This window comes from Nocardia sp. NPDC055029 (assembly GCF_053608525.1).
Genome location: NZ_JBSGVQ010000002.1, coordinates 115,345 through 130,243, shown reverse-complemented (window position 1 = coordinate 130,243; position 14,899 = coordinate 115,345). Strand labels below are relative to the sequence as shown.

The window sequence follows — 14,899 nt, the reverse complement described above, 5'->3', positions numbered from 1 at the left end:
TGGGGTCTCCTATTCGGGTTTCGCGCTGGATTTCCACAGTCGGCAGACCGGCACGATGTCGGGGTAGGCCGAGCACGACGAAGACCCCATGACCAGTTCCTCGGCCGGGCAGCCACCCATGCACGCCGATTCCTTGCAGCCGCCGCAGGCGCTGCCGACGAGAGGTTTGGTGAACAGATCGAACTCGTTGACCTCGCTGTCGCGGTTGAGCAGCACCTGGCCGTCGCGCATCTTGGCGTAGTAGGTGTCGGTATCGAAGAGGTAGCTGCACACGTAGCAGCGACCGTCGGGGAAGATCGAGATCCGGTCGAGGGTGCGGCCGATGCAGCCCTGGTAGCCCTCCCCGGCGTAGCGGTCCATTTGGTCGCGGCGGGCGTAGGTGGGCTGGAACCACACCCGTGACTTGTGTTCCGGTGCAACCAATTCGAGCCTGGCGCAGAAGTTCACCCATTCCAGGGGATTCATCGCCATGTCGGCGTTGCCGTGGCCGGTGCCGATGGTGGAGAACACGTGGAACTTGACCAGGCTCGCGCCGATGTCGTCGGCGATGTCGAGCAGGCGCAGGACATCACCCTCGTTGGCTTTGTTGACCGTGCAGATGATGCGGGTGTCGAACCCGCGCTCGCACAGTTCGGCGCTGGTCTGCATCGCCTGGTCGAAAGTGCCCTCACCGCGGACCGTGTCGTGGATGACCGCGCTGCCGCCGTCCATGCTGACCTGAACGTAGGCGAAGTCCTCAGGGGTGAGCTGGGCGAACTTCTTGCGGGCGATGGCCTGGGCGTTGGTGGTGGTGATGACGTGGCCGTAGCCGATGGTCCTCGCCGCCCGGATGGCGTCGATGTACCAGGGGTGCAGGGTCGGCTCACCACCGAGGATGGTGAGCTTGTCGCCGCCGAGCTGCCGCCAGGTGGTGAGGGTGTCGACGATCTGCTGCGGGGTCATCTTCAACGCCCGCTCGAGCCGCTCGCCCATGTAGCAGTGCTCGCACCGCAACTGGCAAGCCTCGGTGATGTAGAGGTAGACGTTGCGGAACCGGCCATAGGAGACCTTGTCGACACGATGTGGTTCGCGCTGTCCGGCGTTGCGCGGCATACGGGCGTGGCCGTAGGTGTCGGGCCGGAAAGTCGGGAGTCCCAGAGGGGTTGTGCTGGTCATGCGGTGGTGCTCCTCACGATGAGCAGGGGCTCGACGATTCGTGCGAGGGTCGCGGCGTCGTCGGCGCCGTCGACGGAGTTGGTAGGGATGCCCGCACGGTCGAACGCGGTACGCACGTCCTCGACCGTGTCGTCGTGGCGTCGAGTGCGGGCGGCGAACAGTGTCGGAGCGTCGCCTCGCCGCGGGTGCAGCAGCGAGCCACAGTTCACGCAGGTCCATCCGCCGAACGTCGACGCGGTGGCGGGCAGGCGCGGATCGGCGGCCGGATCGCGCTCACATCGGTGACAGACTCGACGTGCTCGCGCCCTCTTACGTCTGGCCGGCGCGTCGAGCACGAGCTCGATCGGCTCGACGGCACAGCCAGGTGCGAGCTCCCGCGCTATCTCGAGCAGCGCCTCGACCTGCTGGCCCGTGCCGGGATAGTTGTCCAGGAGCACCGTGTGGATCCGGGAATCGGTGGCCACGGTGCTCAGATACTGGCGCACCGCCGGATTAACGACGTCATCGTCGATCCAGCCGAGGTCGCGCGGGCCGTGGCTGGCGGTCTGCCTGACCACCTCGGGCGGCACGTGTTCGCGCAATCTGAACACGTGCCGGTCGGGATTCTTGCCCAGCGCCAGCGTGAGCGTTGTCTTTCCGGATGCCGGTGGCCCGAGGATCGGCACCAACAGTGATAGCGCCATGTCGCCCCTTCCGCAGGATTGATATCGGACACACCGACGATCGCCGCGTCGATAGCGAATTGGCTATACACACAACGAGTCTCGGGAATTCCGGCGTATGCAGAAGGCGCATATGGGCTGGGTAGAGCCGGTGGTACCGTCGGAAAAACCGTTGGGGACGGCCATGATCGCGGAACGGGGCGGATGATGCGGACGACCAACAACGCGCGCGAATGCCCGATGTGCGGGACTCGGTTGTCCCGATTCAACACCGGTACGGCATGCAGTAGTTGCGCGCGCGAAGAACCCGCTGTCGGCGCACCGGTCATGCCCGCCGAGTTCTGGGCCAGCGATCACATGCGCGACGCCTTGGCCTCCTGGCACATGGGCCGGGTGATCTTCGCCTTCCGCACCCACCCCATGCACAAGTCCCCGATCACCCAACTCGACGTCGCCAACTGGCTCGACATGTCCCAGGCGACCTTGAGCCGGATCGAGTCCCGCGAAGCTCCCGAAAAGATGTCCAAGCTGGTCCAATGGGCAACAGCTCTGCACATCCCAGAGGAACTGCTGTGGTTCCGACTCCCCCGGCAGAACGCGGCAACCGAGGTCGACCGTCGCCAGCTGCTCGTCCTCGCGGCAGCGGCCGTCGCCTCGGCCACCACCGAAGACATCCTCCCCAGCAGCAGCCCCGCCACCGACGACTTCGACGCCTCGGTGCCCGCCATCGAAACAGCCTTCTGGGCAGCAGGCAACATCGGAAACGATCAGCCGGTCCGCGAGATCGGCGAACTCGTCGCGCTCGCCCGACGCATCACCAAACTCCAAATGGCCTGCGAATACGCGAAACTAGGCCCCTTGCTGGCACCGGCGATCACCGATCTGTACCGCCAAGCCCACAGCGGAAAGCCCCGAGACCGCCGCGCCGCGTGGGATGCGTTGGCCCAGGTCGCTTCCGAGACCTCGGTGGCACTGCGCGCACGCGGCTACTTCGCCGTCGCCTGGTCAGCCGCGCAAGCAGCCGAATCCGCTGCCAAACGCATCGACAGCAGACAAGGCATCGCCTCGGGCGCCTACGTACGCAGCCAGGTACTCCTCGCCCGACCCGAGTCCCTCAAGGCTGCCCTAGACTGCGCCGTGCACACCGCCGCCCAGGTCGGACCCGACGCAACTACCGCCCCCGAGATACAAACAGTCGGAATGCTCCACCTCCAAGCCTCTTTGGTCACCGCCACCATGGGCGCCAGCCCCCACGATCACCTCGCCCAGGCCGCCGAGTACGCGGCTCAACTCGACCGCGCGACCATCGACGATCCCACCACGATCGTCGGCAACGTCTCCTTCGGCTCGGCCAACGTGGCGTTGTGGAACATGACCGTAGCCATGGAAGAAGGATCCCCGGAACGAGTGCTCGATCTCGCCCACCGCCTCGACCCTCGATCGTTGCCGACCGTCGGCCGCGCCGCACAGTACTTCGTAGAAGTCGGGCGTGCCGCCGCAGCCCGCGACGACCACACCATGTCCCTGGACGCACTGTTACGAGCGGAGCGCATCGCGCCACAACAGGTCCGCAACATGGACACGGTGCAGGAACTAGTGGGCCACATGATGATCAAGGCCGGACGCGACCTCGTCACCGGTGACCTCGGCAAACTCGCTTCCCGGGTCGGTGCCGTGGCGCTGTAGGCGAAGACGCATCACCCATTGCCTGCCATGATGGGGACATGGGTGAGCGCACAAGAGTTCTGTACGCAATCGTGACAGGAGCCGGTGGGGCAGGGGACGTCGGGGAACTGGTGACCCTCGCGCAGGCAGACGGTTGGGACGTGTGTGTTCTGGCCTCCCCCAACGGCGCTCGATTCATCGACACCGAAGCACTCGCGGCACAGACCGGATACCCCGTTCGGTCGGAGTTCAAGATCCCCGGCACCAAAGACCTGCTGCCGCCGCCCGACGCGGTCATCGCCGCGCCGCTGACGACAAGTTCCATGGCGAAATGGGCAGCGGGAATTGGCGACACACTGCCACTGGCTCTGCTGGTCGAAACGACCGGAGCCGGGCTACCAGTCGTAGCGGTTCCGCACGGACGAGCAGCTCAATTCCAGTTCCCGCCAGTCGCTGCCGCACTGTCAAACCTCACCGACTGGGGCGTGCGCTTCATCCGGGTCAACGAAGGCGAACCGGTGCCGTGGGCAGCAGCTCTGAAAAGCCTCGGCTGACTATGTCCAACATCGGAAAGCCGGCACGCCTGTAGCCTGGCCATGCACTCACATAGGGCGCGCGGGTGCTTGCACACCAAGGCCTTACCCGCCCACTCGCCGGGGGCTGCTGCATTGATAGGTCACACTGTCACCTCGTCGTGCAGCAGCCCCTCTGGCTCCGCTTGCTGGCGTCAAGCCTATTGCCGATCCAAGCACGAGCTGCTTTGGTGATCACGCCGCCCGCCACGATGAAGGCATGATCGACCAATACCTGCCTGTTGATCTCGGGGTAAAACACCTCATGGGCACCTTCGAAAGTTCGGAGTCAATGACAGCCGGGTCACGATCGAATGGTGACATCCACAGCCCCGTTTTCGCTGAACCATTTCTTGAGCTCAAGACCCGCGAGAACCATAGCCGATTTCACTCCGACATCCACTGGACCAATTATGGACCCCGAAGCGCCTGCCACCGAACATCCGCCCATTCGTGCGTCCGAAAAGTCTGTCGAAGAAAACTCGCAGCCTCGCAGATCGGCGGATCCGAGATCGGCATCCGCAAAGCTTGCGCTCCGCAAGTCAGCACCAACCAGATTTGCACGCCGGAAGTCCGAATCCTCGAAGACCGCGCTCTGAAGACGGGCATCACAGAAAATACCACCAGATGCCGAACAGCCACGACCTTCGACCTTGCGGAGATCGCTACGACTGAAATCAGCATTACGCAAATCGGCCGAAATCATCCACGCTGTATACAGATCCGCATCGGATACACATGCCGAAGTCAGATCGGCCCCATTCAAGGACGCGCCCTCCAAGAACAAACCCGATACATCAGAGCGGGAAAGGTTCAGACCGTCCCCATTGAAGAGATTGGATGTCGACATCGATATCGACACCGGTGGCAATTGATCCAGATAGAGCCCCAGAGCCGCTTGAGCCGCAGGGTCAGAAGGCCAACGCTTGACATCGCTCCTGGTCCGGCCATAAATCAACTGCCCCATACTACTTTTCCTTCCCACTCGGGATGTTCAGAAACTAGTTGTTCCAATCGCGCACGCCGCGCTGGCGACATTCCGTCAGGATCAATTAGGACATTCTCATCGTCAGCGAGGTCTTTATTGATCATCTTGACAAATTTCTCATCAGATTGAGGGTCACTGATCTCCTGACCAGCATTTGGCCGGTACGATGGCTGACTGTCAGGGGAGCTCTTCACGTCCCAGCGCTGGCCCGTCGCATCTACGAACTCGCCCATATCTTCATTATTCGGCCCCGGTTGAGCACGCGTTATAGGCCCTGGAATCTTGCCATCACGTTCCGCTTGCAATCCTACCTCAGCTTCTCTCTCCGATGCCGGATTGGACTTTCCATTTTTCGCGGGGTCCTTCGACAACTCATCGTGACGGGCTTTGTACTCAGGCGTCCCGGGCGTGTTCGATTTGTTCTCTGAACTCTTCCCGATTACCTCGGTGTTCGTGGCAGTGATCACTATCGGCAACTCGACAATGGTCAGAAGGTCGCCGTTTGTCAGGTTAGCAGTGGTGAAAGTGAGGGTGCTGAGGGTGGTGAGGAATGTGTTGGCGGGTCCGGCTATGGCCCAGGCGGCGTCGTTGAGGAAGTCGATATCTATCTCGACTTTGTTGTCGTTAGGCGACTGCGACTGCTGCTTGCTCGGCGCCTTTTCCTTCGCTGGCTGCTCTTTGACATTTACCATCGAACGCCCGATCGAGATTGCGGTGACCACAACTACCGCTGCGAACTGAGTATTGATATCGGCGCGCATTTTCGTCAAGGCTACATTGTGGGCTTCGACCGCGTTGGCGATGTCGTGGGCGGCGGTACGGATTTCGCGGAGTTTGTCAGCGAGCTTGCGAAGATTGGCTGTATGGTTCGGGATGTCGGCCGGGACTTTAGGTCCGAAGCCTTGTTCCAGCCCGGAGGCGACGGTTAGTAGCCGGGCCACGCCGTACTCGAGAGGGTCTGAATTGGCGAAGGTCTTCCACATAGTTACGGCGCGTGCGAGTTTGTCGGTATCTCCATCGGGGACTTGGCCGCCGGTGACAAACGTGGTGACCTTGTCCTGCAGTTCGGTCCAGTCTGTCTGAAGTCCGTTGGTATAGGCTCCTGATGACGCGATACCGACTACTGCGCCCGCGCCGTAGGGTAGCTCGGACGGGATGCCGGTGGGCAACGATGGCGGGTCGCCCTTGTTGGTACTGCGGTTGGCTGTGTATTCCCCGGACTTCCAGTTGTAGCTGGACGCTGTCAGTATGTCCCCGAAGTGTTGCAGGGCTCGCGCGAAGTTGGTCGCGACCATTGTCAATGCGGCGGCACGGTCGTCGTAGGCTTTCGACCACGACTTGACTGCTTCATAGCCGCCGGCCATCGCGCTTGTTTCTAAGAGTACGGTTTGCGGCGTTTCGTAGACGGTTTGGAATTTCTTCGACAAGTCGTAGCATGCCGCGGCCGCGCTGTCATAGGACTGCGGCGACACTGCGCCCATAGAAGTCAGCCACCGCTCATTCTCAGGTTGGCTTCCGCTGCCGCACTGTAGGCGTCGCGGGCTGTGACGGCGGCATCGTACATCTGGGTGAGCCCTTCAATTACCGTGGCAGCCCCGGTAGCCCATTCTCGGTAGACCTCCTCTTGGGCGTCGGCAGCGGCCCCCTGCCAGCTTTGCTGGATGGAGGCGATTCGGTTGTTGATACCGTCGAGGCTTTCGGTGAGGAAGCCGATGAATCCATTGGCGCGACTGATGAGCTGGTCCAACTCATCGATGTCGAAGGTGAAGTCGCGGGAGTCGTCCATCACATGTTCAACTGCGGTAGGTCGAGCGAACTCAAAGCATCGGAGTTCGAGACGTCTTGACTGACAACGGCTTTGCTCGCGATGCCCAGAAGTTCGCCCATCGTCGCGAGGGCGTTCAATACGTCTGCGGCACCCTTCTTGGTTTCAGTCCAGCCGTCCCCGAACGCCTCTGCCGCCGCACCGCTCCAATTGTCCAGGACAGTCGATACCTCGCGGTCAAGCGTGCCGAGTCCGTTGATCAGGGACTCCGCGACCTGCTGGATATAGACACCAGCATCGGTCACCTCACCCGGCACGATCGCGAAAACTGTTCCAGAAGTATCGTTTTCACCCGCCATGCTTCCCCCCGTTCTCACGCCATCGGAGTCAGCCTAGACACGGCAGCGTGGGGCTGCAACAGACGAGGTCTCTGCCCAAAGGAATCGAGCCCGGCCAGTATGACCGGGCATTCCGGGCGATTCGCCCACTGACCGAGCACAAGGCGTTCACGCTACTGCCCGACGAATTGTAGGATTGCCGGTCGCGACGGGTTCGGATCCGACGCCGGTGCGGAAGTTGCCGAGGTGGCGGGCACTTGGGCAGGTCGCCCGGTCGATCGCCGAAGCCATCAACCGGGCCCGAGTGACTCAGACGTCCTGAACTCGCCCGAAGGTGGTCACAGTGTCGCCGGAGTCGCTGACCACGGTGACATAGGGCTGGATGCTGGCGGGACCGACGACCCCGGTCACCGTGCCGAGATGTGGACGATGCTGATCTTGCCGGTCGCGCCGCTGATCTTGCCCGAGGCCGCCTCGACCCCGCAGCAAATCCCCAGGTCACACGCGTTCTCATCTTGGATATGCCCCGCCGTGGGCACATCCAAGATGAGAACGCGATAGGATCGGCACCGGCCAACCGAGATCGCTAGATCGTGTAATAATCCGCTATGACCAGGCGTTTTCCGGTTGCCCATGTTTTGTGTGTCCTGCCGAGGAACCCAACCTGCGACATCGCGTTGGGACCGGCATTCATCCGAGCCTCCTCGCTCGGGACTCATGACAGACGTTCGGATGTTGGCGACCTGGATTCCCGTTGCGAGAACCCCCGCCAGCAAACCGGTGTCCGACACCCAACAACGGTCGGGCATGAGAGGCGGGCTACCACGCCTTACCGTTGGCGGCCTCGTCAGGCCGCTGTCGAACTGTCGTCAATCGTTGAGGGGATCGCGAGAGTTCGGGGTGTGCGGGCGACCTCGGTGAGCTCAGGGATCGGCTTGTCAGCGTCGAGACCCAGCAGCTCGTCGATCTTATAGTCCTGCACCAAGACTCGGCGCTCCATGCATCCGACCGTGGCGTCGAATGCGTCCGGCAACATCGCGCAGACGTTTGGTCATTTCCGTGATCGGTGCCGAGATGTTCCCACGCCTCTCGAACTTCGCACTGAGCTGGAGCTGAGAGGTGTCGCTGTACACCCGAGCGGTCTGCTCGTACAGCCAGATCAGGTTCGGTCGCTCGACGTCGAGCCGATAATGCGCGGCGATGCTGTCGGTGAACAGCAGTCCGTCGGCCACGGTGGCGCTCCAGTGTTCCGGCAATCGTGAGCCCGTATTGCATTCCGCCATAAGGGCCACTGTTGATCTGACGTCATCGTCACAGACATCCAACCAAATGATCCCTGAGAATTCGTGACGACCAACTGCTGACGTGGTGGTGCTAGCACTACCACGTCACGCCTGCAGACAGTACCCAGCATTCGGGTGCGCGCGGCATGGGCGCGAGGACTGCCGATTCCTAGGCTCGAATCGTCGGGGACGCACCCATGCCTTCCGGCTCGAACAGGAGGAAGACACTGCTCATGAACCCATTTCGGCGCAACTCCGGTAAAGCGGCCCTTTCGGTCGTAGTGGTGGGCGCGGTGCTCTCTGCGGCCGCGTGCGGTGAGGCATCGGTGGGCGCACCGGAAGAGGCGGCGAAGACGCCACCGCCCGCAGTGGCCACCGCAATGGAAAAGCTGGTGCGCCAAGGATTTCCCGGTGTGCAGGTGGTGATCGACGGACCCGCCGGACATCGGACGTTCACCGCGGGTGTCGGCGACCTGAACACTCGCGCACCGTTCCCGGACGACGCGCGCGTCCGGATCGGCAGCAACACGAAGACCTACGTGGCGACGGTGATCATGCAGCTGGTCGCCGAGGGCAAGGTCGACCTGGACTCGTCGATCGAGCGCTACCTGCCCGGTCTGGTGCGGGGCAACGGCAATGACGGCAACCGGATCACGGTGCGGCAAGTGTTGCAGCACACCAGCGGAGTACCGGACTATCTCGGTCGTGGCTCCGGCGACGGCATCACAGCCCAGAATTCCGAACAGATCGACCCGGACGAGGAAACGCTCCGGTGGCAGCACTTCGAGATGACCGAGCTGGTCCGCCGGGCGATGACGACGCCGCCGCAGTTCGAACCGGGCGCGAAATCCACCTACACGAACACCAATTACCTGCTGGCCGGTCTGCTGATCGAGCGGGTGACCGGCAATCCGGCCGCCGACGAGATCGGGCGCCGACTCCTCGAGCCGATCGGCCTGCGCGATACCTATGTGCCCGCTGCCCGCGACACCATCATCCGTGGCCCGCACGCCCGCGGATATCACCGGATCGACGGTACGCCAGTCGATTTCACCGACTTCGACCCGTCCTGGGCCGCCACCGCGGGTGACATGGTCGCCACCGCGACCGACATGAACCGGTTCTTCGCCGCACTGCTCGCCGGAAAGCTGTTGCCCCCTGCGCAATTGGCCGAGATGAAACGCACCGTGCCGTTCGACCGCATGCCGGGCGCGGATTACGGCCTCGCCCTGATCCACCGGATCACGCCGTGCGGCAAAGAGGTCTGGGGGCACGGCGGCAGCATTCCCGGCTTCGAGACACGCAACGGCGTGACGGCCGAAGGCACCGCGGTGACCGTCACGGTCAACCAGCTGCCGGCCACCGAGGAGGAGGCCGATGCGGTCAACGGTGTACTGGACGCCGCCCTGTGCGCCTCGTGATCGCCCCGCCCACCAGCAACCACGGCCCCCATATTGCTTGCGGCCGAACACCTTCCGAGGAGAGACAGTGCAACACACGAAAGGGCTGACGGTCGCCTTGACCGTCCTGGTGGCCTGTGGCGGACTGATCGGCTGTGCCGGTCCCGAGGACGAGACGAAACCGCACACCGCGGTGCAGGACCGGCTCACCAGTCAGCAGTTGGATTGGAAAGACTGCGGGGTTCCGAAATTGGATGAGGCCGGGGCACAGTGCGCCGACGTCACTGTGCCGGTGAATTACGCCGACCCACAGGGGCCTACGCTCACAGTGGCGATCTCCCGGATCGCCGGCACCGATCCCGCACCGCAGCGCGGCGTCATGCTGTCCAACTCCGGCGGTCCCGGCGGCGAAGGCCTGGACTTCATGGTCGATGTCGGCAACGCGATGACGCCCGAGGTACGGGCACGCTACGACCTGATCGGCATGGATCCGCGTGGCGTCGGGCGCTCGTCCGCCGTCGACTGCCGGTGGCCGATCGGCTTCGGGCTGCATTCGGCCGGCCTCGACGCGGCAGGCTTCGCGGAATCCGTTGCGATACAAAGGGACCTGGCCGCCCGCTGCGCCGCTACCGAAGCGGCTCGACTGCCCCACATCACCACCCGCAACACCGCCCGGGACATGGACGTCATCCGCGGCATTCTCGGCGCGGAGAAGATCAGCTACTTCGGCACCTCGTACGGCACCTACCTCGGTGCGGTGTACATGCAGATGTTCCCCGAACGCAGCGACCGGATGGTGCTGGACAGCGCGGCCGACCCGGACGCCTACGGGACGGTCGGCATGATGCAGGCCATGGGTCCGGCCAACGAGGCCGCACTCGACCTGTGGGCGGATTGGGTCGCGACACGTGACGGTGAATACCACTTCGGAACCAGCCGGGCCCAGGTTCGCGGCGCTGTCCAGGATCTGATCAAACAGGCTGCGGACACGCCGATCCGCTTGGGCGAGTATGAGATCGACGAACATTGGCTGCCGGTGGTGCTGTTCGTCGGGCTGGACAGCCCGGACCAGTACGGGATGCTCGCCGGTCAGATCCGTACCATCGCCGATGCTGCCGCGGGCAAGCCCGCCCAGCCCGACGAAACGTTGAATGCCACACTCGGATTCGCGTTGAATGCACGGCCGAACGATAATTCGGCACAGATGGCCATCATGTGCGGTGACGTTGCCGCACCGCGGGATCCGGAATTCTATCGGCGCAACATCGAGGCTGCCCGCGCCACCGAACCGGTGTTCGCCGGATTCACCAACAACATCACACCCTGCGCGTTCTGGGCCCCGCCCACCGAACCGACCACGGTGGTGCGCAACGCGGTGCCCGCCATGATCGTGCAATCCACCGGTGACACCAGGACCGCGTACGACGGAGCGGTCGCCCTGCACAACGCTTTGAGCGCGTCCCGCATGGTCACCCTCCAGGATGTGCCGATCCACTGGATCTTCGGGCGCTACCAGAACTCCTGCGTGTATTCGGCGGTGAACACCTACTTCCGCGACGGCACGCTGCCGGCCGGCGATATGACCTGTCGAGTCAGCTGACCGGAGCCGGGTGAAGCCCTGAACCCCAACGGGTTCAGGGCTTCACGCGTTCAGGTAAGTCAGGACGGCAAGTACCCGACGATGGCCGACGTCCTCGGCGGAGAGTCCGAGCTTGGCGAAAATACTCCGAATGTGTTTGTGCACAGCGCCTTCGCTGACCACCAGCCGCTCCGCGATGGTCGTGTTGTTGTGACCCTCGGCCATCAACGCGAGCACCTCGCGCTCGCGGGCGGTCAGCGCGGCCAGCGGGTCATCGGCCTTGCGCCGCACCAGCAGTTGCGAGATCACCTCGGGGTCCATCGCGGTGCCGCCCGCCGCGACCCGGCGCAGCGAATCGAGGAAGCGATCCACCTTGCCGACCCGCTCCTTGAGCAGATAGCCGATACCGCCCATGCCGTCACCGAGCAGTTCCGCTGCGTAGCTGTCCTCTACCCAGGACGACAGCACCAGCACCGGCAGGCCGGGGTGCAGTTTGCGCGCGCTGACGGCCGCGCGTAAACCGTCGTCGGTGAACGTCGGCGGCAGGCGCACATCGACGACGACCGCGTCCGGCCGATCCGCGGCCACCGCCGCGAGGAAGTCGTCCGCGTTGTCCACGGCGGCCACCACCTCGATGCCCGCCGTGCTCAGCAGCAACACCAGGCCCTCCCGCAGCAAGGCATCGTCCTCGGCGATCATGACCCGCACGGCAACTCCACCCGCAATACAGTAGGGCCACCGGGTGGACTGGTCAGCGTCACCCGGCCGTCGAGCGCCTCGGCCCTGCGCCGAATACCGGCCAGCCCGCCGTCGTAGGTCTCCACGGCACCGCCCACCCCGTCGTCGTGGATCTCGATCGTCAACAGCTCGGACGCACCGCCGAGCACCAGGGAAATGGCCGCGGCGCCGGAGTGCTTGGTGGCGTTGGTGAGCGCCTCGGTGATGACGAAATACGCCGCCGCCTCCACCGCGGCGGGACGCCTGCCCACTTCACCGAGATCGAGCACACAGGGGATCGGGTTGCGGGCGGCCACCGCCGAGATGGCACTCACCAGGCCACGATCGGTGAGCACCGGCGGGTACACGTTGCGCACCACATCACGCAGCTCGGCCAGCGCGGCCGTCGCGGTGTCCTGCGCCTTGCGCACCAGACCCTGCGCCGTTTCCGGATCCTGGTCGCGCAGTTGGTCGGCCAGCCCGAGTTGCATGATCACCGCCGCGAGCCGGGCCTGCGCGCCGTCATGCAGGTCACGCTCGATCCGGCGCAGCTCGGCACCGTGCGCGTCCAGCGCGGCGGCCCGTGTCGCGGTGAGGGCCGCGACCCGATCGGCCAGCATGGCGCCCTCGGTCGGTTTCAGCAGGGCACGGGTGGCCATTGCCTGCCAGCGCGCGGCCACCGGAAGCTGCAGAGTCACCAGGGCCACCGGGAACGCGAGGAAGAAGCTCAGTATCGCCTTCGGCCACGAGTCGACCACGAAACCGAAACTGGCGTACTCCTCCCCCGCCGGCATCAACTGCCAGAATCCCGGGATCACCAACTGAACGAAGGTGCTGAGCGGCAGCGCGATGGCGAACACCGCGAGATAGATGCCGGTCAGCGCGTGTGCGACCAGCCAGCCGAAGTCCCGGCGGTTCGCCGGATCGGTGAACACCGTCGCGACCCGCTGCCGCAAGCCGCCGGTGAACGGCTGATAGGCCTGCACCGTCTGTTCACCGAGATAACGTGCCGCCCTGCGCCGATCGAACGACACCAACGGCCGAGCCAGCCGAATCACCTCGGGCAGCGCCGGTATGCCCACGCCGATCAGGCAGAAAGCGCAGACGATCAGCAGGGCGACCACCGCGAACAGCGCGAACAGCGCGGTGACACCGCCGACCGCCAGGTACCAGACAGCGCCCGGCAGCCGCCGTGCTTTGTCTCGTGCGGAGCGCAGGGCCTTGATCACGCTCGTCATGCTGTCAGAACAGGACGCGACCGCGCCCGGCCGGTGCCCTCCATGCCCGAGGCCCGCATCGCCCCGGGCACAGCTTCGCTCACGCCGATCTTCGGTTCGGTCATCTGACCGCCACGCCACGGATGAGCTTTCGGGTGTCGCAGGGCGCGCGCTGTCATCGCCACGACATGGGCCGCCCAGCACTGCTGGCAGCGGCCCATGCCCTGGACGACGAGATGGCGGGTTCAGCCGGCGGAATGGCCGTCCCACGAGACGAGCTTCCAGCCCTTCGCCGGGGAGCCCTTCACGACCACCCGGCCGGTGTTGTGCAGCGGATCGGACTGCAGCTTGCTCATGTCAGGATCGGAGACGGACATGAGCGCCCAGAACATGATGGCACCGCCATGGGAGAAGATCACCGCACGCTTGCTGCCGCGGTCCTGGATGTCCTGGATCGAGTCGTCCATGCGCTTCTTGAACTCGTGGCCGTTCATCGAGCCGGGGATCCGGGCATCGAGGTTGCCCTGCAGCCACTGGATCGGTGCGGCCAAGTAACCCTCACGCGCCTCCCTCTCCGGCGTGCCCTCGTAGATGCCTGCCTCGATCTCGTGCAGACCCGCTTCGACGACTGTCGAATGACCACACAGCTTCGCGGTCGGCTCTGCCGTCTGCTGGGTCCGAACCATCGTCGACGCGTAGACGCCGTCGAACTTGCAGTCGTCGAGCAGCTCGGCTACCGCGGCGGCTTGCACCCTCCCCTTCTCGGTCAGGCCGGGTCCGGGGACGGAAGTGTCGATCAGACCGGAAGTATTGCCTGCCGATTCGCCGTGGCGGACAAAGGTGAGGAACATTTCACCGGTTTGCGGCGCTGCGGCCGCGCCACCCGCTCCGGCTGCCATGAGCGCCACCGCCGCGATGATCACTGCGATCATCGCGAACAGGCGAGACTTCATCAGATTCATAGAGACTCCCTCATAAATATGGTGCAGGCCACACTGAAACGTTCCAGTGGCCGGAGTCACATTAGGATCGGCACGACAGGCCCCCAAGAACGTCTCCCGGTGGACGGGAACCTTCGGCCACGTTCTTGTCCGCCCGCACCGCGGTGCGGGCGGATGTCTGGGCACAGTCCGCTCTGGACTACACACGACGTCTGGTGGCGCGGCACGCACCCTGCCGGGTAACAGCCGAAGTCCGCTCGCCGTCCGACGCCGTGGACGAGCGAGCATTGCGGGACATCATCGGTTGTGTTCATCAGATCGGTTGGTCGGCATGCAATATGCGACGAAATTCGATGCATGAAACAAATTTGGAAATATTCGGCTTCGATCTTGCATCCGGTTCCATCGGATTCATATCGCGAATTCCACCAGTGTCTTTCTCCGACTCGGCCGTTGAGCGGCTGCGCTGCGGATTACGCGCGATCGAGTGTGATTACCTCTGCGCTCTCCGGGACGGGTTTGCGCTGGTCAGCGAGGTACAGCTCATGGCGCGGAAATGGACAGAGCGGACACTACGAGGGATGGTTTCGGCCTATTGTCACCACGACAGTTCGGCA

Annotated in this window: 15 protein-coding genes; 4 read left to right on the top strand and 11 right to left on the bottom strand. The window is 64.0% G+C overall.

Features of this window, described 5'->3' with window-relative positions; translation table 11 throughout:
• Window positions 1-9: 9 nt before the first annotated feature.
• A complete protein-coding gene (locus ACWF9G_RS02445) occupies window positions 10-1,155 on the bottom strand; it encodes a radical SAM protein (RefSeq protein ID WP_452513097.1) in 1,146 nt (381 codons plus the stop codon).
• A complete protein-coding gene (locus tag ACWF9G_RS02440; RefSeq protein WP_379309570.1) occupies window positions 1,152-1,838 on the bottom strand; it encodes a hypothetical protein in 687 nt (228 codons plus the stop codon). Before ACWF9G_RS02440 ends, ACWF9G_RS02445 begins: the two co-directional genes overlap by 4 nt.
• A gap of 306 nt (window positions 1,839-2,144) precedes the next feature.
• On the opposite strand from ACWF9G_RS02440, the gene ACWF9G_RS02435 reads away from it, so the two are divergent.
• Window positions 2,145-3,503, top strand: coding sequence for a helix-turn-helix domain-containing protein (locus tag ACWF9G_RS02435; RefSeq protein ID WP_379309569.1), 1,359 nt, complete (start codon window positions 2,145-2,147; stop codon window positions 3,501-3,503).
• A 38-nt stretch (window positions 3,504-3,541) separates the two neighbouring features.
• Entirely contained in the window at window positions 3,542-4,036 is a 495-nt protein-coding gene (locus ACWF9G_RS02430; RefSeq protein WP_379309568.1) for a flavoprotein, read from the top strand.
• Between the two features lie 322 nt (window positions 4,037-4,358).
• On the opposite strand, the gene ACWF9G_RS02425 is transcribed toward ACWF9G_RS02430, so the two are convergent.
• From ACWF9G_RS02425 to ACWF9G_RS02400, 6 genes are all read right to left on the bottom strand, one after another.
• The gene (locus tag ACWF9G_RS02425; RefSeq protein WP_379309567.1) at window positions 4,359-5,021 is read right to left on the bottom strand and encodes a pentapeptide repeat-containing protein; all 663 of its coding nucleotides are present in this window, start codon (window positions 5,019-5,021) and stop codon (window positions 4,359-4,361) included.
• Window positions 5,009-6,523, bottom strand: coding sequence for a polymorphic toxin type 37 domain-containing protein (locus ACWF9G_RS02420; protein ID WP_452513093.1), 1,515 nt, complete (start codon window positions 6,521-6,523; stop codon window positions 5,009-5,011). Before ACWF9G_RS02420 ends, ACWF9G_RS02425 begins: the two co-directional genes overlap by 13 nt.
• A 5-nt stretch (window positions 6,524-6,528) precedes the next feature.
• Entirely contained in the window at window positions 6,529-6,828 is a 300-nt protein-coding gene (locus tag ACWF9G_RS02415) for a WXG100 family type VII secretion target (RefSeq protein WP_379309565.1), read from the bottom strand.
• Window positions 6,828-7,166, bottom strand: coding sequence for a WXG100 family type VII secretion target (locus tag ACWF9G_RS02410; RefSeq protein WP_379309564.1), 339 nt, complete (start codon window positions 7,164-7,166; stop codon window positions 6,828-6,830). Before ACWF9G_RS02410 ends, ACWF9G_RS02415 begins: the two co-directional genes overlap by 1 nt.
• Window positions 7,167-7,552: 386 nt before the next feature.
• Window positions 7,553-7,690: a hypothetical protein gene (locus ACWF9G_RS02405; protein ID WP_452513090.1), complete on the bottom strand. Its 138-nt coding sequence runs from the start codon at window positions 7,688-7,690 to the stop codon at window positions 7,553-7,555.
• A 423-nt stretch (window positions 7,691-8,113) separates the two neighbouring features.
• Window positions 8,114-8,428: a hypothetical protein gene (locus tag ACWF9G_RS02400; protein ID WP_379309560.1), complete on the bottom strand. Its 315-nt coding sequence runs from the start codon at window positions 8,426-8,428 to the stop codon at window positions 8,114-8,116.
• A gap of 233 nt (window positions 8,429-8,661) precedes the next feature.
• Between ACWF9G_RS02400 and ACWF9G_RS02395 the strand changes: the two genes are divergently transcribed.
• Window positions 8,662-9,849 carry a serine hydrolase domain-containing protein gene (locus ACWF9G_RS02395; protein ID WP_379309559.1) on the top strand — a complete coding sequence of 396 codons (1,188 nt, stop codon included), beginning with the start codon at window positions 8,662-8,664 and terminating at the stop codon, window positions 9,847-9,849.
• 67 nt (window positions 9,850-9,916) lie between these two features.
• On the top strand, window positions 9,917-11,428 hold the full coding sequence (locus ACWF9G_RS02390) for an alpha/beta fold hydrolase (RefSeq protein WP_452513088.1): 1,512 nt from the start codon (window positions 9,917-9,919) through the stop codon (window positions 11,426-11,428).
• A gap of 42 nt (window positions 11,429-11,470) precedes the next feature.
• Here the strand turns inward: ACWF9G_RS02390 and ACWF9G_RS02385 are convergent, their stop codons facing one another.
• The 3 genes from ACWF9G_RS02385 to ACWF9G_RS02375 all read right to left on the bottom strand — a co-directional run bounded on the left by ACWF9G_RS02385 (window position 11,471) and on the right by ACWF9G_RS02375 (window position 14,363).
• Window positions 11,471-12,115 carry a response regulator gene (locus ACWF9G_RS02385; RefSeq protein WP_379309557.1) on the bottom strand — a complete coding sequence of 215 codons (645 nt, stop codon included), beginning with the start codon at window positions 12,113-12,115 and terminating at the stop codon, window positions 11,471-11,473.
• Window positions 12,103-13,362, bottom strand: coding sequence for a sensor histidine kinase (locus ACWF9G_RS02380; RefSeq protein WP_452513086.1), 1,260 nt, complete (start codon window positions 13,360-13,362; stop codon window positions 12,103-12,105). The genes ACWF9G_RS02385 and ACWF9G_RS02380 overlap by 13 nt, the downstream gene beginning before the upstream one ends.
• Window positions 13,363-13,586: 224 nt before the next feature.
• On the bottom strand, window positions 13,587-14,363 hold the full coding sequence (locus ACWF9G_RS02375) for a histidine phosphatase family protein (protein ID WP_379309555.1): 777 nt from the start codon (window positions 14,361-14,363) through the stop codon (window positions 13,587-13,589).
• Window positions 14,364-14,899: the final 536 nt, after the last annotated feature.